This is a genomic window from Nocardiopsis chromatogenes YIM 90109, assembly GCF_000341185.1.
Classification (GTDB): Bacteria; Actinomycetota; Actinomycetes; order Streptosporangiales; family Streptosporangiaceae; genus Nocardiopsis_A; species Nocardiopsis_A chromatogenes.
On record NZ_ANBH01000074.1, the window covers coordinates 3,446 to 24,409 of the forward strand.

At 76.3% G+C, this 20,964-nt stretch carries 18 protein-coding genes; 5 read left to right on the forward strand and 13 right to left on the reverse strand.

Annotation, left to right across the window (positions count from 1 at the left end; all coding sequences use genetic code 11):
• Positions 1–549: 549 nt before the first annotated feature.
• The 3 genes from D476_RS0107545 to D476_RS0107555 are packed head-to-tail and all read right to left on the reverse strand — an operon-like array spanning position 550 to position 3,018.
• Complete coding sequence (locus tag D476_RS0107545; protein ID WP_017623342.1) at positions 550–2,151, reverse strand: class I adenylate-forming enzyme family protein; 1,602 nt, start codon at positions 2,149–2,151, stop codon at positions 550–552.
• A gap of 41 nt (positions 2,152–2,192) precedes the next feature.
• Positions 2,193–2,594 (reverse strand): VOC family protein, encoded by a 402-nt coding sequence (locus D476_RS0107550; protein WP_017623343.1) that lies wholly within the window; start codon positions 2,592–2,594, stop codon positions 2,193–2,195.
• A complete protein-coding gene (locus D476_RS0107555; protein ID WP_040725561.1) occupies positions 2,584–3,018 on the reverse strand; it encodes a Zn-ribbon domain-containing OB-fold protein in 435 nt (144 codons plus the stop codon). Before D476_RS0107555 ends, D476_RS0107550 begins: the two co-directional genes overlap by 11 nt.
• A gap of 104 nt (positions 3,019–3,122) precedes the next feature.
• Between D476_RS0107555 and D476_RS0107560 the strand changes: the two genes are divergently transcribed.
• Positions 3,123–3,929, forward strand: coding sequence for an SDR family NAD(P)-dependent oxidoreductase (locus D476_RS0107560; RefSeq protein ID WP_017623345.1), 807 nt, complete (start codon positions 3,123–3,125; stop codon positions 3,927–3,929).
• Positions 3,930–4,525: 596 nt separating this feature from the next.
• Here the strand turns inward: D476_RS0107560 and D476_RS0107565 are convergent.
• A complete protein-coding gene (locus D476_RS0107565) occupies positions 4,526–5,719 on the reverse strand; it encodes a serine hydrolase domain-containing protein (RefSeq protein WP_017623346.1) in 1,194 nt (397 codons plus the stop codon).
• A 93-nt stretch (positions 5,720–5,812) separates the two neighbouring features.
• Here D476_RS0107565 and D476_RS0107570 point away from each other — a divergent pair, with 93 nt between their 5' ends.
• Positions 5,813–6,766 (forward strand): cyclase family protein, encoded by a 954-nt coding sequence (locus tag D476_RS0107570; RefSeq protein ID WP_017623347.1) that lies wholly within the window; start codon positions 5,813–5,815, stop codon positions 6,764–6,766.
• Positions 6,767–7,202: 436 nt separating this feature from the next.
• Here the strand turns inward: D476_RS0107570 and D476_RS0107575 are convergent, their stop codons facing one another.
• Together D476_RS0107575 and D476_RS0107580 are read right to left on the reverse strand one after the other, a co-directional pair.
• Positions 7,203–8,789 (reverse strand): AMP-binding protein, encoded by a 1,587-nt coding sequence (locus D476_RS0107575; protein WP_017623348.1) that lies wholly within the window; start codon positions 8,787–8,789, stop codon positions 7,203–7,205.
• Positions 8,790–8,863: 74 nt separating this feature from the next.
• Entirely contained in the window at positions 8,864–9,934 is a 1,071-nt protein-coding gene (locus tag D476_RS0107580; RefSeq protein WP_017623349.1) for an LLM class flavin-dependent oxidoreductase, read from the reverse strand.
• A gap of 161 nt (positions 9,935–10,095) precedes the next feature.
• Between D476_RS0107580 and D476_RS0107585 the strand changes: the two genes are divergently transcribed.
• Positions 10,096–10,401: a Dabb family protein gene (locus D476_RS0107585; RefSeq protein WP_017623350.1), complete on the forward strand. Its 306-nt coding sequence runs from the start codon at positions 10,096–10,098 to the stop codon at positions 10,399–10,401.
• A gap of 539 nt (positions 10,402–10,940) precedes the next feature.
• Entirely contained in the window at positions 10,941–12,101 is a 1,161-nt protein-coding gene (locus tag D476_RS0107590) for a thiolase C-terminal domain-containing protein (protein ID WP_017623351.1), read from the forward strand.
• Positions 12,102–12,189: 88 nt separating this feature from the next.
• Here D476_RS0107590 and D476_RS0107595 read toward each other — a convergent pair whose 3' ends face one another.
• A complete protein-coding gene (locus D476_RS0107595) occupies positions 12,190–13,191 on the reverse strand; it encodes an FkbM family methyltransferase (RefSeq protein WP_017623352.1) in 1,002 nt (333 codons plus the stop codon).
• Positions 13,192–13,531: 340 nt separating this feature from the next.
• Between D476_RS0107595 and D476_RS0107600 the strand changes: the two genes are divergently transcribed.
• Entirely contained in the window at positions 13,532–13,711 is a 180-nt protein-coding gene (locus D476_RS0107600) for a hypothetical protein (RefSeq protein ID WP_017623353.1), read from the forward strand.
• 781 nt (positions 13,712–14,492) lie between these two features.
• Here the strand turns inward: D476_RS0107600 and D476_RS0107605 are convergent.
• The 6 genes from D476_RS0107605 to D476_RS0107630 all read right to left on the reverse strand — a co-directional run bounded on the left by D476_RS0107605 (position 14,493) and on the right by D476_RS0107630 (position 20,874).
• Positions 14,493–15,230 carry a TetR/AcrR family transcriptional regulator gene (locus tag D476_RS0107605; RefSeq protein ID WP_017623354.1) on the reverse strand — a complete coding sequence of 246 codons (738 nt, stop codon included), beginning with the start codon at positions 15,228–15,230 and terminating at the stop codon, positions 14,493–14,495.
• Between the two features lie 76 nt (positions 15,231–15,306).
• Complete coding sequence (locus D476_RS0107610; RefSeq protein ID WP_017623355.1) at positions 15,307–15,675, reverse strand: hypothetical protein; 369 nt, start codon at positions 15,673–15,675, stop codon at positions 15,307–15,309.
• A gap of 171 nt (positions 15,676–15,846) precedes the next feature.
• Positions 15,847–16,938, reverse strand: coding sequence for a cytochrome d ubiquinol oxidase subunit II (locus tag D476_RS0107615; protein WP_017623356.1), 1,092 nt, complete (start codon positions 16,936–16,938; stop codon positions 15,847–15,849).
• A 27-nt stretch (positions 16,939–16,965) separates the two neighbouring features.
• Entirely contained in the window at positions 16,966–18,219 is a 1,254-nt protein-coding gene (locus D476_RS0107620; protein ID WP_017623357.1) for a cytochrome ubiquinol oxidase subunit I, read from the reverse strand.
• 760 nt (positions 18,220–18,979) lie between these two features.
• Positions 18,980–19,648, reverse strand: coding sequence for a response regulator (locus D476_RS0107625; RefSeq protein ID WP_017623358.1), 669 nt, complete (start codon positions 19,646–19,648; stop codon positions 18,980–18,982).
• Positions 19,645–20,874 (reverse strand): sensor histidine kinase, encoded by a 1,230-nt coding sequence (locus D476_RS0107630; RefSeq protein WP_017623359.1) that lies wholly within the window; start codon positions 20,872–20,874, stop codon positions 19,645–19,647. The genes D476_RS0107625 and D476_RS0107630 overlap by 4 nt, the downstream gene beginning before the upstream one ends.
• Between the last annotated feature and the right edge of the window lie 90 nt (positions 20,875–20,964).

Here is a 20,964-nt window from a genome sequence, read left to right on the forward strand (position 1 = left end):
CGCCCTCCCGCCCCCCAGAGGGAGGGCGGGGCACCGGCTCCTCCCGGCAGAGCCCGGGACCTCCGTCCCGCGCACGGCACCGGCCCGGCCGTCCGACGGCCGCGCCCCACGGTGGCGTGCCGTGCGGAGGCGGTGTGGGGTCCGGCACCGCCGGACCCCACACCCGGAGCGTCCGGAAGCCAGGGGGCCGCCGCGGATCGGACGGAGACCCGTCGCGGGCCCCTGGTGCCCGCCGCCCGGCCGGACTCGCCGGGGCCGCACAGGGCTTGGACGGGGCCCACGGTGCGGTCCCGGCGGAAGATCGTCCGCCGCACCGTGACCGGGACCCGCCGTGCGCACCGGAGGCCGTTCCGGCGATGGCGCCTGCCGGAGCGGTGGGACGCCGGTCGGCCGTGAGCGCCGACGGCGGGTGGCCGAGGGCCGCCCGCCGACGGGGCCGGACACCGGTCAGGACTGCGGTCGTGCGGTGGCGCGGCAGCCGAACGGCGCTCGCGGCGGATGCCGACCGTCCTTCGCGGCGGCGCCGGTGCGGCGTCCCCCCGACCGCGCTCATTCGGCACGGTGCCCGTAGAGCTCCCTGATCTCTCGGCGCAGCAGCTTGCCCGGCCCGCCCGAGGCGTCCCGGGTGCGGGGGAGGCCGTCGGCCACCACCACCGCGTCCGGGCGCCGGTGCTCCGGCAGCCGGTCGGCCAGCTCCCGCGCCACCCCCTCGGGGGTCACCGCGGAGCCCGCCCTCGGCACCACCGCCAGCAGGATGCGCTGATCGGCGGCCTCGGCCCCGTCGGGGTTCTCCGGCACGCCCACCGCCCCGCAGTCGGCCACGCCCTCCACCTCCAGGGCCGCCTCCTCGACCCGCGCGGGCTGGGTCCACACCCCGCCCTTGAGGATCGCGTCCGAGCGCCGCCCGAGCACCTGCAGATTCCCGTCGGCGTCCAGCACCCCCAGGTCGCCGCCGACGTACCAGACGCCCCGCAGCACCTCGGCGGTCGCCTCCGGCAGCCCGTCGTACCCGGCCATCCGGTGCGGCCCCGCCAGGCGGATCTCACCGGCCTCGCCGACCACCGGCCGCCCGTCCGGGTCCGTCACCCGCACCGCGAACCCGGTGCGGGCCCGCCCCGAGGAGCGCCGGTCCCACATCCCGTCGTCGATCCGCCCGCACACCGAGTACGGCGCCTCGGTCTGCCCGTAGTAGCCGTACACCCGGGCCTGCGGCAGCCGGTCCTTGATCCGCGCGAGCAGCGCCGGTGCGATCGGCTCCCCGCCCAGGACCACCGTGGTCAGCGACGACAGGTCGGCCTTCTCGTGCTCGGCGTCGGCCAGCAACGCGCTGAAGAAGCCGGGGATCAGGCTCACGTGCGTCACCTTCTCCCGGGGGACGACCCGCAGGAAGTTCTCCGGCCCCCAGTCCTGCTCCAGCACCAGGTGCATGCGCCCGTACAGCGCCGGGCCCACGATCGCGGGGAAGCCGATGCCCCAGATGATCGCGCCGGTGCCGAAGACGCCGTCCGGGCCGCCGGGGATGTCCTGCCACAGCCGCGCGGTGGCCAGCGCGCTCGCGTGCGTGTGCACCACCGGTTTGGGCGGGCCGGTGGAGCCGGAGGTGTAGAACAGCGCCAGCGGGTCGTCCCCGCTGCCGTGGACCACCGGCTCGGTGTCCGGCACGTCCTCGCCGAGCGCGTCCAGGTCCACCGTGTCCGCGTCCCCCTCGGCCGGGCCGCCGACCCGGATCCAGGAGGCGATGCCGGGCAGGCGCGGCCGCACCGCGCGCACCAGCTCCTCGGCCCCGGCGTCGTACACGAACGCGGTGGCGCCCGACCGGGACACCACCCCGGCCAGCACGTCCGCCTCCCAATAGGGGTTGAGCGCTGCGGTGACCGCGCCCGACTTGAACAGGGCGAGGTAGACCTCGGCCACCGCCACCGTCTCGGTGAGCAGCGCCGCCACGCGGCGCCCCGGTGCGGCGCCCGCCCGCGCGAGGGCGTGGACGCGCCGGTCGACGGCGCGGTTCAGCGCAGCGTAGGTGAACCGGCGCTCGCCCTTGTAGGTCAGGGCCGAGCGGTCGGGCGCGGCCAGGGCGCCCGCGGTCAGGATCGCGTATCCGTAGTTGCCGAAGGGGTCGGCGGCCGGGGCCGCCTGCGGGTTCTGCTCCACCCGGCCTCCCAGGGGGTGCTCCGGCGCGCGGCCGGTGACGGTCAGGTCTCGGGGGCGGGCGCGTACAGCACCACGGGGTGCCCGTCGGGGTCGGCCACGACGGCCCGCACCTCGTGTGGGCCCGCCTCGGCGGGTGCGAGCACGCGGGCGCCGTGGGCGGCGGCCGCCTCCACCGCGGCCGCCACGTCGGGTACGCGCACCGACGCGGCCGGGGTGTCGGCCACCGCCTCGGCGGCGGAGGCCAGGGCCAGCGATGCGGTGCCGCCGTCCCCGAGGGCGGCGTACCGGCCGCCGTCGGTGAAGCGCACCGGCAGGCCGAGGGCGTCCCGGTAGAACGCCAGGGACCTCGGCAGATCGTGGGCCGGGTAGACGACGCCGCGCACGCGGGCGGCACCGTCGGCGCCGTCGGCCCCGTCGCTTCCGTGGGCGGGTTCAGCGCTCATGGTCCTCCGTGTCGGGTCGGAAGTCGGGGATCGGCCCGAAGCCGGGCAGGTCGGTGAAGACGACCCGGACCGGCATGCCGATGCGGGGGCCGCCGGGCGGGCGGCCGCGCAGGCCGCCGAAGGCGCGGAGGCCCGCCTGCTCGGCGAGCTCCACCCACACCAGGGTGTAGGGGGCGGCGTCGGCGAAGCCGGGGGCGAACGAGCGGTGCACGGTGGTGTGGGTGACCACCCGCCCGCGCCCCGACACCGGTTCGAAGGCCAGGTCGGTGCCGCCGCAGAAGGGGCAGGCGGGCTCGGGCAGGTGGACGTAGCGGCGGCAGTCGCCGCAGCGCTGGACCGCCAGCTCGCCCCGGAGGCACGCGCGCCAGTAGGGCTCGGTCAGGGGGGTGGGCACCGGGTGCGGGCGCCCGCCGCGTGCGTCCATGGCCACCGCGACCTCCCGGGTCCCGTGACAACCGCGTTCTGTCAAGCTAGCGTATGCTTGGTTTACCGGCAAGGGCGGTCCCCGGGCCGCCGGGAGGAGACCCCGTGGCGCAGCGGCCCCAGGACCCCGCAGGCGGCGCCGAGGAGCCGCGGGCCGCCCCGGGCCCCGTCGGCCTCGCCGGGCGGACCGCGCTGGTCACGGGCGCGGCCGGGGGGATCGGCCGGGCGGTGTGCGCCGCCCTGGCCCGGTCCGGGGCCCAGGTGGTGGCGGCCGACCTGGACGCGGCCGCCGCCCGGCGGGCCGTCGCGGCCCTCCCCGGCGCGTCCGCGATCGGTGTCGACCTGGCCGACCCCGACGGGGCGGCGGCCGCCGCCGGGCGGGCCCTCGACGCGGCCGGGGGCGGCGTGGACGTGCTGGTGCACAACGCCGGAGTGAGCGCCGTCGGCCCGTTCGCGCGCGGCGACCCCGCCGACTGGGACCTGATGTGGCGGGTCAACGCCCGCGCGCCGATGCTGCTCACCCGGGACCTGCTGCCGGGCATGGCCGAGCGCGGCTTCGGGAGGGTGGTCTTCGTGTCCTCCGACAGCGCACGCGCGGGCGCCGGAGGGGAGGCGGCCTACTCGGCCACCAAGGCGGCGCTACTCGGCCTGGCCAAGTCACTGGCGAGGGAGTACGCGCGGCAGGGCGTCACGTGCAACGCGGTGTGCCCGGGGCCGACCGACACCCCGATGCTGCGCCGCGTGTCCGAGGAGAACCCGGGCATGGTGGAGGCGCTGGCGCGGAGGATTCCGGCGGGCCGCCTGGGCGAGGCATCCGACGTCGCCGCCGCGGTGGCCTTCCTCGCCGACCCGGCGGCCTCCTACATCACCGGCCAGACCCTGTCGGTGAGCGGAGGCATCACGATGCACTGACCGTGGCACCCGCCCCGCCTTTGCGGGCGGTCCCGCGACGGGCCCCGGCCTCCGGGAGCGCTGGGGACCTTCGCCCCTGTCACCCCGGTTGGCGTCCCCTGGAGGACACTGTTGGCGAATTCGGCGAGGTCTTCCCCCGGTGCGCAAGCGAGCGAGACGGGGAGGCCGGGGGGTGGCCGGTGCCGCTCCGGCGGGCCGTGCATCCGCCCGTCCCCCGGTAGCGCGGCCTGCGCAGGACGAGGTCCCCACCCGGGCCACGGGGAAGCGGCGACACGACAGCCCCCGGTCCCGCAAGCACTTCGTCCCGTCGTCCCGCTGGGACGGCATCGGCAATACCCGCCCCGCAAGATCCGCCGACGGTATCGCTGGAGCGTGTCGGCCACGGCGCCGCAGATGTGCCACGCGCGCTCCAGGGCCGGAGCGACCGTGCCGACACGGTCGGACGGAGGCGTCCCCACACCGGCCGGTGCGACCGTCACCCCGTGGCCCGGGGGCCGCCGACGCCGAAAACGCCGCACGGCCGCCGTGATCCGCCCCATGGGGACCCCCGTCGCGGGGACGGCGGCGGACAGGGCGCCCCCAGGCCGCCCGCCCTCTCAGCGCAGGCTGTCGTAGACCGCCTTCACCAGGCGCATCGACCGCATTCCCCCCGACAGCTCGGCGCCCAGACCGTTCATCACGTACCCGAGGGAGATGCCGTGGTCCAGGTCGGCCAACCCGATCGAGCCGCCCGAGCCGGTGTGGCCGAACGCCCCGGCCTGCGCCGCCCGGGGCACCGCGAACACCAGCGACGGGCGCATGAACCCCAGCCCGAACGAGCTGGTCAGGTGCAGGACGGCGTCTTCACCCTCCACCCGCGGCGCCACGGCGGCCCGGAGCGTGTCCGGGGAGAGGATGCGCCCGGCCAGCAGGTCCCGGTAGAACCCGGCCAGCCCGGTGGCGGTCGTGGTCAGCCCCGCCGCGGGCCAGCCCGCCGCCATCACGCCGCGGTCGTTGAACCCGCCCCGCAGCGAGGCCGTGTCGGGGTTGCGGAAGGAGCGCGAGTACAGGCTCTCCGGGTCGCGGGCGGCCCGCGCCATCCGCGCGATCGGGTCGTCGGAGGGGCCGTCGGCGATGTCGGCGGCCCGAGAGGGCGGACCGCCCGCGCGCCGGGTCAGACGGGCGGCCCGCTCGGCGACGCCCTCCGGCGCGCCCACCCACAGGTCCAGCCCCAGCGGCCCGGCGATCTCATCGGCCGTGTACGCCCCGACGGTGCGCCCGTCCAGCCGCCGCACGAGCTCCCCGGCCAGCCAGCCGTAGGTGAAGGAGTGGTAGCCGTGGGCCGTCCCCGGCTCCCACACGGGGGCCTGGGCCGCCAGCAGGTCGGCCATGGCCGCCGGGTCGGCGGCCTCCTCGGCGCTCACCGGGGTGTCGAAGGCGGGCAGCCCCGCCTGGTGGGACAGCAGGTGCTCACCGGTGGTCTTGCCCTTGCCGTGCGCGTCGTACCCCGGCCACCAGGAGGCGACCGGCGCCGTCAGGTCGTGGCCGCCCCGCTCGGCCACCCGCAGCGCCGCGGCCGCGGTCACCGCCTTGGTGCAGGAGAAGGCGAAGCAGGGGGTATCCCGCCGCCACGGGCGCTCCGCGCGGTGGTCGGCCCAGCCGCCCCACAGCTCGACGACCCGCTCGTCGCCCGCGAAGACGGTGACGGCGGCGCCGACCTCCAGCCCGCGGGCGAAGTTGTTCTCGAAGACGCGGCGCACCCGCTCGAACCCGGGCGCGCACACGCCGTGGACCTCGGTCTCCTCGGACACTTCCCCCTGCCTTTCCCGATCTCGGGCGACCCGCGCATGCTACCGGCCGCCCCCTCACATGCGATCACCCGACCTGTAAGGAGAGGAGAGGCCGTGGACACGGAGGACCGTACGCCCGACGGGCCGCACAACTGGGGCCGCTGGGGTCCGGATGACCAGCTCGGCGCCCTCAACCTGCTCACCCCCGAGGCTGTGCTGCGCGGCCTGGCCGCCGCCCGCGAGGGGCGGGTGGTCAGCCTCGCCCAGCCGATCGAGGGGGCCACCGCGAGCGGCCGCCCCGCCCGCGTGCCGCACATGGCCGGGCGCCCCCTTCCGCAGCACTACATGGCCGTCGACGGGGGCGACCAGGCGGCCGGGGCGCCGCCCCTGCCCGGCGGCCGCCGGGTCGCCGACGACGCCCTCGTCCTCTCCCCGCACGGCACCACCACCCACATGGACGCCCTGTGCCACATGTGGGCGGGGGAGCGCATGTACAACGGCCACCCCGCGGGCCGGGTGGGCAGCCGCGGGGCCTCCCGGCTCGGCGTCGAGCACGCGGCCGCGCGCGGCGTCCTGGCCCGGGGGGTGCTCTTCGACGCCGCCCGGCACCGCGGCGCCGCCCGCCTCGGCCCCGGCGACCGCGTCGGCGCCGCGGACCTGGAGGCCATGCCCGGCGCCCGGCTGCTGGCCCCGGGGGACGCCGCCGTCGTGCGCACGGGGTGGCCCCTGGCCTGGGAGGAGGACCCCGACTTGTACCGGGGCGCCCAGCCGGGCCTGGACGGGTCGGCGGTGCGCTGGCTGGCCGCCCGCGATACGGCGGTGGTGGTGTGCGACAACACCGGCGTGCAGGCGCTCGGCGCCGGCGGCGGGCCGGTGGACGCCCCCGGGGACGACGCGCACCTGGTGCTGCTGTGGCGCCACGGCGTCCCGCTGGTCGAGATGGCCCGCCTGGAGGAGCTCGGCTCCGCGCTGGCGGAGGCGGGCCGCGCCGACTTCCTGCTGGCGGTCGCGCCGCTGCCGGTCGGGGGCGGGACGGGCAGCCCCGTCAACCCCCTCGCGGTGCTGTGAACCGCCCGGGCGCGGCCGGATCCGGACGCCGGTGCCCTCTGGCGGTCCGCTTATCCCGCATTTATCGTGACTGCTCATGCGGGCCACAGGCGAGGCCGGTGAGGAGGAATCGAGACATTCCGGTTATCGGAATAGTTCGGATGCGTGACCGGAGCGCCGTTAGGTTCTTCTCGGCGGTGCGGCCCCGCCCCCCAGGGCGCCGAATCCCGAGAACCGCACCCGGCCGGGCTTCCAGGACCCCCACGTCCGTATGGAAGCCGTGACGGCCGCGGATTTCCCCCCGCGGCCGGCCCCAGGGGCTGTCCCCCGCCCCTGGGCCCGGCACCCTTCTCTCCCGTGGGCCTGTGGCCCGCCCGTCGCCTTCAACGGAGCCGCTCCGCGGTACAGCACCCCCGAGCGTCGCCCCCCACCGAGCCGCCGGGACGCCCCGGACGGATCATCCGCCCGGATACCCGCCCCCGCCGTAGGCGGCGTCCAGCGCCGCATAGTCGGGCAGGTGGCCGTCCTTGGGCAGGGCGTCGGTGAACACCACCCGGCGCGGCTTCTTGTAGGAGGCCAGCAGGCCGCGCACGTGCGCCACGACCTCCTCCTCGGTGGGCCGCGCCCCCGGTTCGCACTGCACCACGGCGGCCACGCTCTGCCCCCACGTCTCATCCGGCACGCCGATCACCGCCGCGTCGGCGATCCCCGGATGGGCCTTGAGCGCGCGCTCGACCTCGGCGGGGTAGACGTTCTCGTTGCCGGTCTTGATCATGCGCAGCCGCGGGCGGATGAAGGTGATGGTGCCGTCGGCCTCCCGGCGCCCGAGGTCGCCGGTGCGGTGCCAGCCCCCGGACAGCGTGCGCGCGGTCAGCTCCGGGCGGGCGTGGTACCCGCTGAACAGGCTCGGCCCCCGCGCCGTGATCTCCCCGGTCTCCCCGGCGGGCAGCTCCTCGCCGCCGGGCCCGGTGATGCGCACCCGCACCATGGGGGAGGGGCGACCGGCCGTCCCCGCGCCGCCCGGCCCCAGCGCCAGGTAGGTGAGCATGCCGCACACCTGCGTCTGCCCGTAGCCGCCCATGCCCGAGGCGCTCCAGGGGTCGGTGCCGACGGTGACCTGTGCGTCCCACTCGGGGGAGTGCGAAGCGAAGTGCAGGCTCGAAAGGTCGTGCCGGGGCTTGCCGTCCTCACCCCGGTTGGCCTCAACAACGGCGTCGAGCATGGGGCCGAACCCGAACATGTGGTCCACCCGCTCGGCCTCGATGAGCCGCGCCGCCTCGGCGGCGTCGAAGGCGGGCATGTAGACGTTGGTGCCCCCGGCATGGAACGTCGCCAGGTTGAACATCATGGTGCCGACGTGGAAGAGCGGTCCGCTGTTCAGGAAGGTGAACCCGGGGCCGATCCTCCGCACCTGGAAGAGGGCGGCGTCGTGCGCGATGAGGGCGGCGTGGCTGAGCAGCGCGCACGCCGGGCGCCCATCGAACGCGGCGGTGTACAGGCCCAGGACGGGGAGGGACGCGTCGGTGTCGCCCTCGGGGTCCTCTTCGGGCGCCGAGGCGATCAGCTCCTCGTAGGGGTCCCCGCCCGCCGCCTCCCCGTCGGAGGGGCCGTCGGCCGGGCCGTCGCACCGTACCCACAGGCACCCCTGCCGGGCGGGCTCCCCGGCCACGGCCCCTCGGGCGGCGCGCACCACGGGCTCCAGGTCGCCGCCCTGCCAGAGGACCGCCGAGGGCGCGAGGTCGCGCAGGACGAACGCCAGCTCGTCGGCGCTCTGGCGCCAGTTGGCCGGGACGAACACCGCGCCGAGCCGCGCCGCCGCGAGCAGGCCCTCCTGGAGCCGGACCGAGTTCCGGCCGATGTACAGGACGCGGTCGCCGGGCCCGGTCCCCGCGTCGGCCAGGGCGCGGGCCAGGCGGCAGGTGCGGGCGTCGAGCCCGGTGTAGGTGCGGCGGACCGGCCCGTCGACGGCGGCGGTGGCCGCGGGCCGCGAGCGGCGGTGCTCGCGCAGGACGTCGGCGAGGGTGAGGGTGTGGACGGCGGACATCGGGCCTCCGTGGGGGCGTGGCGCGGTTCCGGTTCGGTGGCAGGCGGGCGCGGCGGGGCCGGGGCGCGCCGGTGTCAGGCGAACGCGGGCATGACCTCGGCCGCGAAGAACTTCAGCACCTTCTTCATCTCCTCCAGCGGCATCCGCCGGGTGCTGCCGAAGTCGCACAGCAGGTGGCCGAAGCCCATCTCCTGGAGCGCCCGCACCTGCCCGACCACCCGCTCGGGGCCGCCGACCACCTCCAGGCGCTCCCAGCGGTCGTCGGTGCCGACCTCGGCGCCCTTCATGTACCGGTTCTGCCAGTACTCGAAGCCCTGGGCGACCTCTCCCGTGCGCCGGTCGAGCGGCGCGCTGCGCTCGTTGAAGATGCGCGTCCGGTCGAAGGAGGCCTCGAACCGCTCCAGGTCCTCGCGGGCCTGCCCGGCCGAGGGGGCGACGTAGACGGACCGCCCGACCACCAGCTCGGCGGCGTCGGGGTCGTGCCCGTGGGCGGCGGCGGTGGAGCGCCACGCCTCGGCCGCGCGGGCCACACGGGAGAAGGGGGCGGCGGGGTCGGCCAGGATGGGCAGGCCGCGCGCGGCGTAGCGCTCGACGGTCTCCGGGCTGACGGCGGCGACGTGCACCGGAGGGCGCGGGGACTGCAGGGGGCGGGGCATCAGGGCGACGCCCTCCTCCAGCCCCGGGGCGACCGAGGAGAACGCGCCGTCACGGCGCACGGGCTCACCGCCCCAGAGGGCCAGCACCGTCTCCAGGGCCTCGTCGAAGCGCGCGCGTGCCTGGGACAGGTCGACGCCGAACCCGTCGAACTCATAGCTCTGGTAGCCGCGGCCGACGCCGAGGTCGAGCCGCCCGCCGGAGAGGACGTCGACCATCGCGGCCTGCTCGGCCACGTGAACGGGGTTGTACAGGGGCAGCACGACGATGCCGGTGCCCAGGCGCAGGCGCTCGGTCCGCCCGGCCATGTGGGCGAGGAACGCCAGGCCGGAGGGGACCGTGCCGTAGTCGCGGAAGTGGTGCTCGGCGACGCGCGCGCCGTGGAAGCCGAGCTCCTCGGCCAGCTCGATGAGTTCGGCGTGGTGGTCGTAGACCTCCTTGACGGACTGGCCGGGGAAGCGGTGGAAGAGGTGGAAGGTGGAGAACTTCAAGGCCGCATCCCTCCTCGCGGTCGGACCGCGGACCGGACATCTACCAAGCGTTCGCTTGGTTAGCGTAGCAGGGCGGCCGGGGCCCGGCCAGACGCCCAGGGATCCGGCGCGGGGCGGGGCGGAGCGGCGGCCCGCACGCCCCGGGCGGTAGGTTCGGCACCATGGCGATCAGGCACATCGCGCTGTTCCGCTGGAACGGCGAGGCGACCCCCGAGAAGGTGGACCGAATCCGCGACGCGCTGGCCCTGCTGCCCGGGCGCATCCCGGAGCTGCGGGCCTACACCTTCGGACCCGACCTCGGCATCTCCGAGGGCACCTACGACTACGGCGTGGCCGCCGACGTCGACGACGAGGCCGGGCTGGCGGCCTACCGCGACCACCCCGACCACCAGGCCGCGCTCGCGCTCATCCGGCCCCTGCTGGCCGACCGCGCCTCCGTGCAGATCGCCCTGCCCGACCGCGGATGACGCGGTCGGGCCTCCCGGCCGCGGTCGCGTCCGCTGGAGTGGTGTGTTTCCCGTCCGACCAGGCCGGCGTGAGCGTTACGGCCTCGGAGCGGCCCGCCTCAAGAGCGGCGCCGTGACCGGTCGGCCTCCGATGGGGCGATGCGGCCTTCCCGGCGCGCTCCACCGCCCGTTGGGTCATGGTGTGTCCGGTGCCCGGGCGCGTCGCTGTGCGAAGGACCGTCCGCGCGTAGATCGCGTTCTGTATCCGGTGCCCGCCCGGGTGCAACGGCGGGGGCCGTGCCGTCGGCGGTGGCCCGGAGCAGGGGCGGCGTGGGCCGGGTCGTGTGGTGCGCGTCATATCGAATCGATTGCGACCCTTGCGTTAGAACGTGTTTCAAAGCTAGCTTCGGTTGCGAGCCGAGCCCGGTGAGGGCGCCCGGTGGGCCCGCCCACCAGGCGTGCCGGACGGCAGGCATGAGAACGCGTCGCCTGTCGGGGATGGATCGCGCCCCGTCCCCGGCGGGCGGCGTCCGCCCCCTCCCCGCCCCCCGGGAGGCCGCATGGGCGCATCCGGAATCACCGAGCGCGCCGCCGTGGTCGGCGTCGGGGCCACCCCCCTCACCCGCTCCTCCGGCCGCACCCCGCTCGCCCTCGCCGCCGAGGCCGCCCGAGCCGCCCTCGACGACGCCGGAAGCGCGCCCGACGAGGTCGACGCGATCCTCTCCTACCACCTCGGCGACTCCGCCCCCGCCACCGACCTGGCCCGCGAACTGGGCCTGACCCGCCTGGGCTGGCACAACGACATGCACGGCGGCGGCACCCAGTGCGCCTCCGTCCTCGGGGACGCCGCGATGCTCGTGGCCACCGGGCAGGCCGCCACCGTCCTGGTCCACCGCTCCCTCAACGGCCGCTCCGGCCGCCGCATGACCGGGCTCGGCCTGCGCCAGGGCGAGGGCGTCGAAGAGCAGTTCACCCTGCCCTACGGGCTCGCCGGGCCGGTCGCCCAGTTCGCCCTCGTCGCCCGCCGCTACCTGTACGACGCCGGACTCGGCGAGCGCGACCTGGCCGCCGTCGTGGCCTCCTCCCGCGCGCAGGCGGCCGACAACCCGCGCGCGATGCGCCGCGAGCCGCTGTCGTGGGAGGACTACCTGCGCGAGCCGGTCATCGCCGCGCCGCTGCGCCGCGCCGACTGCTGCCAGGAGGCCGACGGGGCGTGCGCCCTGGTGGTCACCGGCGCGCGGCGGCCCGCCGCCCAGCGGGCGCCGCGCATCCGGGCCGTGGTGCGCGGCGGGCGCCCCGACCTGTCACGCCTGGACCGGTCGCCGGACCCGGGCGCCGTCTTCTCGGCCGAGGTCGCCCCGCGCCTGTACGCCGCGGCGGGCATGCGCCCGGCGGACGTGGACGCGGCCTTCCTCTACGACGCCTACTCCTTCCTGGTGCCGCGCCAGCTCGCCGACTTCGGCCTGGTGGAGCCGGGGGAGATGGCGCGTGTCCTGCGGTCCGGCGGCATCACCGCGCAGGGCGCGGCCGCCGCCGGGGGGATCCCGGTGAACCCGCACGGAGGGCTGCTGTCGGAAGGCTACGTGCACGGCCTGAACAACGTCGCCGAGGCGGTGCGGGAGCTGCGCGGCGACGGTGTCGGCCGACTGCCCGGGGCCTCGGTGGCCCTGTGCACCGGCTTCGGCGGCGCCTACGGCAGCGCCGCGCTGCTGGTGCGGTAGCGCGCCGCGGGTCGGGCGCGGGCCGTCGGTCACGGGGCCGACCCGCGGGCGGACGGCGCCCGACGGGCGTTCCGGGGTGGGGGCCCGCTCAGGCCCCCGCGGGCGCGTCGGGGCCCGCGACCGGCACGCCGAGCGCTCTGAGCTCCGCCGCCGTGCGGGTGGTGAACAGCCAGTCGCGGAACCGCGGGTCGGGGACCAGCCTCCCGGCGGGGGCCAGGGCCCGCGTGCCCACCAGGTGGAACCGGTACCCGAGCGGTTCGAGCAGCCGGGACAGGCGTTCGGCATCGGCGTCCGGCAGGACCTCGCACAGCACGTCGGGCCGGTGCTCGGCCATGAACGCCCGCCCGTGCGCGAACACCTCGGCCTCGGTGCCCTCCACGTCGACCTTGAGCAGGACCCGCCCGCCGCCGGGCAGGCCGGTGAAGGAGTCCAGGGCGGCGGTCCGCACCGGGACGCCGTCGGCGAACTCCATGCCGCTGGAGTAGTAACAGGGCAGGGCGGAGTCGCCCGAGCGGGCGGGCATGGACACGGTGGCGTCCGGCGGCCCCACCCCCACGTGGTGCAGGGTCGTGCGGTGCAGGACCCGGTTGCGCACGCAGTTGTCGAACAGGGCGCGGTAGACCTCCGGCACCATCTCGAAGGCGTGCGCCCGAAGGTCCGCGTTGGCGGCGGTGCCGACCAGAGTGAACAGGCCGGTGTAGGCGCCGATGTCGAGCAGGTGCGAGGCGTTCCGGGCCAGCGCCGCGAACATCCGCACCGCCAGGTCGTCGGCGGGCTGCGGGCGGCGGCCCCCGCCCCAGTACAGCTCCTTGGCGATGACGCAGTCGGCCGGGCGCAGCATCACGAAGTGCGCGCCGTCGGCGTATCCGGCGACCTCGGGCAGCCGGGCGGGGGCGGGCAGGCGGCCCGAGGCGCGGAGCCCGGGCGCCGCCACCCGGACCGCGCCGCGCATCGCCAGGTGGGGCAGGCGCGCTCCGAGGACGCGCTTGACGTGCCGCTTGGTGCCGTACCAGCTGTGCCGCCGCCCCTCCGGGGAGGAGCGGTAGTCGTGCTCCCGCCGGGGCGCGGTGGAGCCGTAGTACAGGGCCATGTCGCTCTCCGGGACGTGGGACGGCCGTCGGGGACCGGCCTGCGTGGGCGCGACCCGCCTCGACCGCCAGGCTAACCCCGGGCCCGTCCCGGGAGCAGGGCCCTCGCCCGGCGTGTGGCCGATGGGGCGGGCGGGCGCGCGGTGTTCGGTCCGGCGCGCGTCAGGGGGCCGGGGCCGACAGGGGACGGGGGCGGGTCGGACCGGGGCGGAACCGGGCGAAGGGCGGCGACACGGACGGTCCGGCGGGTTCCGGACCGTCCCACACTCGGAATCCGGACACCGTTATCAAGGCTGCGGTACCCCCCGAGGACATACCCCTGAACGATGTGAGGAGAGGCCGATGACGGAGAGGACCGCGCGCCTGGCCCTGGTGCTGGCGGCCGGGGCCCTGCTGGCCGGAGGGCTGGTGATGGCGGGGGCCCTGCCCCTGCCGGACACGGCCGGGCTCGGCGTGGAGGACGGCGTGTCGCTGGCCGCCGTCGACGTCGGACTGAGCCCCGCGCTCTTCGGCGGGCCCTGACCCCGCCCGCCGCCCGGGGGCGCCGAGCGGGCGCCCCCGGGCCCGCCGCTGCAGGGCGCATGCGGTACGGCCGGGGCCGCGACCGCGGAGCCGTCCTCAGATCGTTGGCGGGAGGCCCTGTATCGGCTGCGGACACGGCGAGGGGCGTCCGTGGTCGGTGTGTGCGGGCGGCTTGGGCCGAAGCGCCGTGCCGGGTGCGCCGCCAGGGGCCTGTGGTCCGGGGCGTGCCGGAGGGGCCGCGCGCTTTGGGCCGTGGTCGGGCGCGACCGGTTGATCGGTGCCCCGGTCGAGCGGCCGCCGGTGGTCTTCGATCACTGATCGGGTCAGCGCGGCCGTCGCCGCTCCGGGCTGATCATGTCGACGAGAAGTGAGAGCGCCCGTGCGCCGGTTCCGACAGCGCACAGATGACTCGGCGCGACGCGGTGCCGACGACTTCCGTCAGCACCACGGCCTTCCTCGTCGCCGCGCGTGGCCGCCGCCCGCCGCACCACAGGGCCGTCCGTCCCCGCTTCGCCGCGGGCGCTCCGCCTCGGCCTGCGGCTTCGCAGACGGCGGTGGGGGCGGCCGTCGGGGAAGGGCAAGGTGCGCCGCGTCGCACGCGGCGCCGTCAGGACTCATCGACACGACCCCGCGGCGAACGGAGGCGATGTCGAATCTCATCGACGGACGCTCGGCGTGCGGCCCGAAGGCGGACGCCGAGGGCGCGGCCGACCGCCGACCGCCGACCCCCGACCGCCGACGGCTGCGCGGCCGCGGCGGACGCCGTCCGGCCCGGTCCCGCTCAGCCCCCGGCCGGGGCGGGCTGGGAGTCTCGGCGGCCGACGCTGATCCCGTCGAACAGCACCGTCATGAAGTGCTCGGCCAGCTCGGCGGTGCCCAGGGTCCCCTCCGGACGGTACCAGCGCACCGCCACCCAGATGGTGTCGCGGATCATCCGGTAGGTCAGCTTCGGGTCGATGTCGTGGCGGAACGCCCCCTCGCGCTGGCCCTCGCGGATGACGCCGACCCAGATGTCCTGGATCTCGTGCTCGGTCTCGGCCAGGTAGCCGAAGCGCGGGAACTGCTGCAGGTAGTTCCAGTCGTTCTGGACCACGGTGATCGCCGCCCGGTGCGGCTCCAGCGAGCGGTAGGCCTCCTGGATCAGGCGGGAGAGCACCTCCCGCGGCCCGCCGCCCGCCTCCACGGCCGCGCGGTAGCGGCCGAGCAGGTCGTCGAGGTAGGAGGAGAGCACCTCGTCCACGATCGACTCCTTGGAGTCGAAGTGGTGGTAGAGGCTGCCGGAGAGGATCCCCGCCTCGTCGGCGATCTCCCGCACGGTGGTGGCCTGGAAGCCCTTCCGGGCGAACAGGTCGGCGGCCAGCCGCACCAGGTTCCCGCGCCGCTCCGAGGCGGCCGCGGAGGAGGAGCGACGGCCGCGCCCGCGCCCGCGGGGCGGGCCGCCGGGCACCGGGGAGGCGGCGTCGTCAGTGGCGTCGTCGGTGGTGGAGGCGCCCGAGGCGTCTCGGCTGCGGGTGTTCACGCCCCCATTATGCTGCCGCTGTCCAATCGCTTGCTCGATAAGCGCGGCGCCGCGCCGCCGCACACGGGCGCGCCGGTCAGCCGAGCAGCTCGGCCATCTCCCGGATGGTCGGGCAGGGCCAGCGGAGCATGCAGCAGCGGCACCGCTGCACCGCCGGCGCCGGGGCGCTGCTGATGCCGCCGCCGTCGCGCGGGCGGTGCAGGGACAGCAGGTTCAGGCACAGCCCGGCGAAGGCGGAGATCTCGTGGCGGGCGTTGGCGTAGAACGCCACGTCGTTGATGCGCAGCAGCCCGCTGTCGCAGCTCTGGCGGGGGACGCCGACGGTGTCGGGCCCCCAGGGGACCGCCCGGTCGGCGCGCTCGCGCACCCCTTCGATGTACAGCCGGAGCCGCTCGTGCACGTCGAGCTGGTCCTCCGCGGAAGCGAACAGATCGGAGATCGACATCGGACCCTTCCCCCCGGTCCCGCCTTGCGACCAAGCGTATTAGCAATGTCACAGAGTGTGGCAACAATGCGAGGGGAAAACATGGCGCCGCGCCGGGCCACCGCACGGGCCGCCCCGGGGGGCGTGGGGGTGACCCGTGCTCCGTAGTGGCCAGGGGGCGGCGCCGCCCGGTCACGCTCCGTGGGATTCCCGCTCCTGCGGCCCGCCGACCGCCGTCGGCCGGAACCGGGCGGCCCCCGCCAGGGCCCCGGTGCCCGCGGGCGCGGGCACCGGGGCCACCCGGGCGAAGAACCCGGTCGCCGGTGCAGGGCGGCGCACCATCCGGTAGAGCGCCACCTGCCCCACCACCATGAGCGGCACCACCGGCGCCAGCGCCACCGCCACCAGCGTCAGCACCGCCCCGGGGACCGGCTCCACCGGCGGCGCCGCGCCCACCCCCACCGCCGGGACCAGTACGCCCATCGCCACGGCGGAGGTGTGCCGGGAGCGCCCGGGCCCCTCGGTCCCGGCGGTGGCCGCCAGCGCCACCGCGACCAGCGCGGCACCGGCACCGGCCGCCAGGGGGCGGCCGCCGTCCAGCGCGCCGGACAGGGCGCCCAGCGGCACCGCGACCGCCAGTACCGCCAGCCCGGCCCGTGCCAGCACCCGGGTCAGCCGCGCCGCGGTGTCCGCGCTCACCGCGGTGTGCGGCGACCGGCCCGCCGGGAGGGCGTCCCCCGCCTCGCCCGCCTCGTCGGCCTCGCTGCCCGGCGGCACCAGTCGCTCGGCGCCGAACGCCGCCCCGCGCAGCAGGAACAGCACCACCACGACGGCGGCGACCGCCGGTACGAACGGGGAGGCGAGCGACCCGCCCGCCAGCAGCGCCCCGGAGGCCAGGCCCCAGCACACCGCGACCGTCCAGCTTCCGCCGACGATCGCCGCGTCCCACAGCCCGTGCCAGGAGGGCGCCTCCGCCCGCGCCCGGAACCACAGGCCGGCGTCGCGCAGCAGCCACCCGGCCAGCAGCACCGCGAAGACCGGCCACAGGTCGGTGACCACGGCCGCCTTCAGCCCCGGGAACAGGCCCGCGACGGCGCCGATCGCACCGACCAGCCACACCTCGGTGCCCAGGAAGTAGGGGGCGGCGGCGGAGACGGCGCGCCGCCGCTCACCGCGGGTGCGGGCCAGGTAGGGCATCAGCATGCCCAGGCCGATGTCGCAGCCCGCGAGGACGAAGTAGCCCGCCAGCAGTGCGGTGATGAACAGGACGGGGATGAGCTCCATCGGGGTCTCCATCGTCGTCGTGGGGGGTCACAGGGTCCGGGCGGGCACCGGCTCCCCGCCCTCCCGGTCGGATTCGGCGGGCGCGGGGGCGAGCGGCCCGCCCTCGGGGCCGCGCCGCGCGAAGCGGACCAGCAGCCAGACGGTGACCGCCGCCAGGGCGGTGAAGGCGGCGGTGAAGAAGGCGAAGGAGGCCACCGCCATGGCGGGCGACAGGTCGGTCATGGCATCGGCGGTGGTCAGGTGGTGGCGGACGACCCACGGCTGGCGCTCGGTCTCGCGGAACACCCACCCGCCGATGCTGGCGAGGTAGGGCAGGACCGGCAGGGCGATCAGCACCCAGTGGAACCAGCGCGCCCGGTCCAGCCGGCGCACCAGCCACACCACCGCCCCGGTCGCGGCCACAACGGTGATCAGCAGCCAGGACGTCATCATGACCACGTCGCCGCCGATCCTGCCGACGGCCTCCACCGCCGGGGACCTATCGGCCTCGATCGCGGCGATCTCCTCGGCGGAGTAGGTCATGCCGCTGGTCGGCGGCTCCTGGCCGTACAGAATGAACTGGGCGCCGCCGACCGCGACCACCGGGAAGACCGCGACCAGCAGGATCGCGACCGCGTGCCGGATCCCGCGGTGGAACATCCGGTCGGGGTCGTGGCCCCGGCGCAGATGGGAGGCGCTGACCGCGGCGATCACGGCGGCGCCGACGAGCAGGGCGGAGGTCGCCACGTGGCCGAAGGCCATCAGCGTCGACGGGTTGCCCAGCAGCGCCCAGGGGCTGTCCAGCACCGCCGTCCCGTCCTCGATGCGGAACCCGGAGGGCCACTTGAGGAACCCGTTGGCCACCAGCACCCAGTAGGCCGAGGCGTAGGCGGTCGCGGTCACCACCAGGAAGCACGCCCAGTGCGCCCACCGGCCCATCCGGTCCCAGCCGAAGATCCACAGCCCGAGGAAGGTGGACTCGATGAAGAACGCGCCCATCGTCTCCACCGCGAGCGGGGCGCCGAAGGCGTAGCCGAACATGTCGCTCAGCCCGCTCCAGTTCAGCGCCAGTTGCAGCTCCATGACCAGCCCGGAGAGGATGCCCATGGCGTAGTTGAGCACATAGAGGCCGCCCCAGAACCGGACGGCGCGCATCCGTGCCTCGTCGCGCTTGAGCACGGCCGTGAGCTGGTTGAACAGGATGTAGGGGGCGAGGCCGAGGGTGAGCGCGACGAACATGTAGTGCGTCGCCGCAGTGAACGCGAACTGGAGCCGCGCCAGAGCCAGGGGGTCGTCGAGCATGCCGTGCGCCTTAACCGTCGGGGCCGAACCAGGAACGGTGACGATGGTGGGCCCACGGTCGGCGGCGGTGCATCGACCAGGGGAAGGCAATGCCCGTACGGCGTTGGGCGTGGGGGAGACAGGCCGGGTACCTCCCTGGGTGTAAGGGGGAACCCGCGGCGCCCTTAAGGGGCGTAGAGGCGGGACCGGGGCGGCGGCACCGGCGGTGTCCGGAAGAGGGCCCATGAGGCGCCCGGGGCCGGGCGCTCAGCGGGCGCCCGGTCGGCGGGATGGACGCGTTGTGCAGGTCGGGCCAGGGGCGGAGAGTCCGGCCGCACCGAGGCCGCGCCGCCCGCCGCTCTCGCCCCGGTGGTGTGGGATACCACCCCGTGGTCCGTGGTGCCTGCCCATCCGCCCTGCGGAGTACGGCGCTGTGCGGCGTCGTACGGCTCGGAGCGGGATCACGTCCGCGGAATCTCCGTCCGGACCTCCGTCCGGCCGGGTCGGCCCGCTGGATACGGCCCGGTGCCCGGCACGCCGTCGAAGCCCTTTCCGGAGCCCCGCCCCCGGTGGGCTCGGCCACCGCCCGAAGTCCGGCCCAGGACCGGTTCCGGCGGGCCGGGGCGGCTCCGCTCCGAAGGACGTCCCGGGCGCCGGGACGTCCCCGGGACACCGTCCGGGACAGCGCCGGACTCCGCCCGGGGCACCGTCCGGGACAGCGCCGGACTCCGCCCGGGGCACCGTCCTGTCCGCGCGGCCCGCCCCGCCCCGCCGCGCAGTGTCAGTCCAGCCAGCCCGGCGTCACGAGGGACGTCTCGTAGGCGATCACGACCAGCTGTGCCCGGTCGCGCACCCGGAGCTTCACCATCGCCCGGCTGACGTGGGTCTTCGCCGTCGCCGGGCTCAGTACCAGCCGCGTGGCGATCTCGTCGTTCGACAGCCCCGCACCGACCAGGGCCAGCACCTCGCGCTCCCGGTCGGTCAGTTCGGCCAGCCGCTCCGTCGGGGCCGTCCGGCGCGACGGCCGGGAGGCGTAGTCGGCGATCAGCCGCCGGGTCACCGTCGGCGACAGCAGCGCGTCCCCGCGCGCCACCACCCGCACACCCTGCAGCAGCTCCTCGGGCTCGGTGTCCTTGACCAGGAACCCGCTGGCGCCCGCGCGCAGCGCCTCGAAGATGTACTCGTCCAGGTCGAAGGTGGTCAGGATGACCACCTTGGTCCCGGACAGCGCCGGATCGGCCAGGATGCGCCCGGTGGCGGCCAGGCCGTCGGTGCCCGGCATACGGATGTCCATCAGTACCACGTCGGGCCGCTCGGCGGCGGCCAGTCGCACGGCCTCCTCACCGTCCGCGGCCTCCGCCGCCACCTCGATGTCGGGCGCGCTGTTCAGCAGCGCCACGAAACCCGCCCGCACCAGGGACTGGTCGTCGGCCAGCAGCACCCGGATCACTCGCGCTCCCCTCCACCGCCCCCATCGCCCCCACCGTCCGGGCCAGTATCGCGCGCCGCCGCCCCGGGTGCCTCCGGGGAGGCCGGAAGCCGGGCCCAGACCGCGAACCCGCGGTCCGCGCCCGGACCGGCACCGAACGCACCGCCGAGCGCCTCGGCGCGCTCGCGCATCCCGGTCAGCCCGTTGCCCGGCCGGTGGCCGGATGCCGGGCCGCGGCCGTCGTCGCGCACCCGCAGTTCCAGCTCGTCCGGGCGGTAGTCGACCTCCACCACCGCGCGTCCGGCGCCGCTGTGGCGGACCACGTTGGTCAGCGCCTCCTGGGCGATCCGGAAGGCGGCGGCCTCGGTGGCCCAGGGGAGGCGGCGGCGCTCCCCGCGGACCTCCAGGACGACGTCGATCCCGGCGCCGCCGGTGTCCTCGACCAGCCGTTCCAGCCGTTCCAGCCCCGGTGCGGGGGCGCGCGGCGCGCCCTCGTCCACGGAACGCAGCACGTCGAGGGTGGCGCGCAGGTCGCGCAGGGTCTCCTTGCTGGCGCGCTTGATGGTGGCCAGCGCCTGCGCCGCCCGCTCGGGCTCGGAGTCGATCAGGTAGAGCGCGGTCCCGGCCTGCACGTTGATCAGCGAGATGCTGTGCGCGACGGTGTCGTGCACGTCGCGGGCCAGCCGCAACCGCTCGTCGGCGGCGCGGCGCAGGATCTCCTCCTCGCGGCTGCGGGCCGCGTCGGCGCGGCGCTGCTCCTGCACCGCCTGGTACTCGCGGCGCCACCGCACCACCTCGGCGGTGCACATGATCACCAGGGTCCAGGCGAGCACGCCGAGCGCGGGGCCGAGGATGAGCGGCGTCCCGTAACTCACGGCCTCCCACCCGTGCACGGCCAGCCACTGGACCAGCCCCAGGGTCCACCCCTGCCAGCGGTACCCCTGGGAGACGACGGTGAACAGCGCGACCGCGCCGCACAGCAGCACCGGGCCGTCGGGATAGCCCAGCGGGTAGTACAGCGTGGTGGCGGGCAGGGTGGTGAGCGCGACGGGCAGGGGCGCCCGTCCGCGCCACAGCAGGGGGAACACCGCCAGGCTCAGCAACGTGTAGCCGAGCGGGTCCAGGCCGCGCTCGAAGGGCGGGTGGTGGAACCGGTCGAGCCCGGCGGAGACCACGAACACGACGACGGCGAGCACGGCGGTGAGCACCGTGTCGCCGGTCGCGGGGCGCCAGCGGGAGACGGTCATGGCACCCAACGGTACGCAGCGCCCCAGGGGGCGGCGCGTCCCCCCGGAGGGGAGGATCCGGCCGGGGCGTGTACTCCCCGGGGAGTACAC

Coding starts and splice junctions, on each gene's coding strand:
- D476_RS0107550 (WP_017623343.1), bottom strand. CDS start 2,594: ATGAGCGCTGAACCCGCCCACGGAAGCGACGGGGCCGACGGCGCCGAC.
- D476_RS0107555 (WP_040725561.1), bottom strand. CDS start 3,018: ATGGACGCACGCGGCGGGCGCCCGCACCCGGTGCCCACCCCCCTGACC.
- D476_RS0107575 (WP_017623348.1), bottom strand. CDS start 8,789: ATGTCCGCCGTCCACACCCTCACCCTCGCCGACGTCCTGCGCGAGCAC.
- D476_RS0107585 (WP_017623350.1), top strand. CDS start 10,096: ATGGCGATCAGGCACATCGCGCTGTTCCGCTGGAACGGCGAGGCGACC.
- D476_RS0107590 (WP_017623351.1), top strand. CDS start 10,941: ATGGGCGCATCCGGAATCACCGAGCGCGCCGCCGTGGTCGGCGTCGGG.
- D476_RS0107595 (WP_017623352.1), bottom strand. CDS start 13,191: ATGGCCCTGTACTACGGCTCCACCGCGCCCCGGCGGGAGCACGACTAC.
- D476_RS0107600 (WP_017623353.1), top strand. CDS start 13,532: ATGACGGAGAGGACCGCGCGCCTGGCCCTGGTGCTGGCGGCCGGGGCC.
- D476_RS0107610 (WP_017623355.1), bottom strand. CDS start 15,675: ATGTCGATCTCCGATCTGTTCGCTTCCGCGGAGGACCAGCTCGACGTG.
- D476_RS0107615 (WP_017623356.1), bottom strand. CDS start 16,938: ATGGAGCTCATCCCCGTCCTGTTCATCACCGCACTGCTGGCGGGCTAC.
- D476_RS0107620 (WP_017623357.1), bottom strand. CDS start 18,219: ATGCTCGACGACCCCCTGGCTCTGGCGCGGCTCCAGTTCGCGTTCACT.
- D476_RS0107630 (WP_017623359.1), bottom strand. CDS start 20,874: ATGACCGTCTCCCGCTGGCGCCCCGCGACCGGCGACACGGTGCTCACC.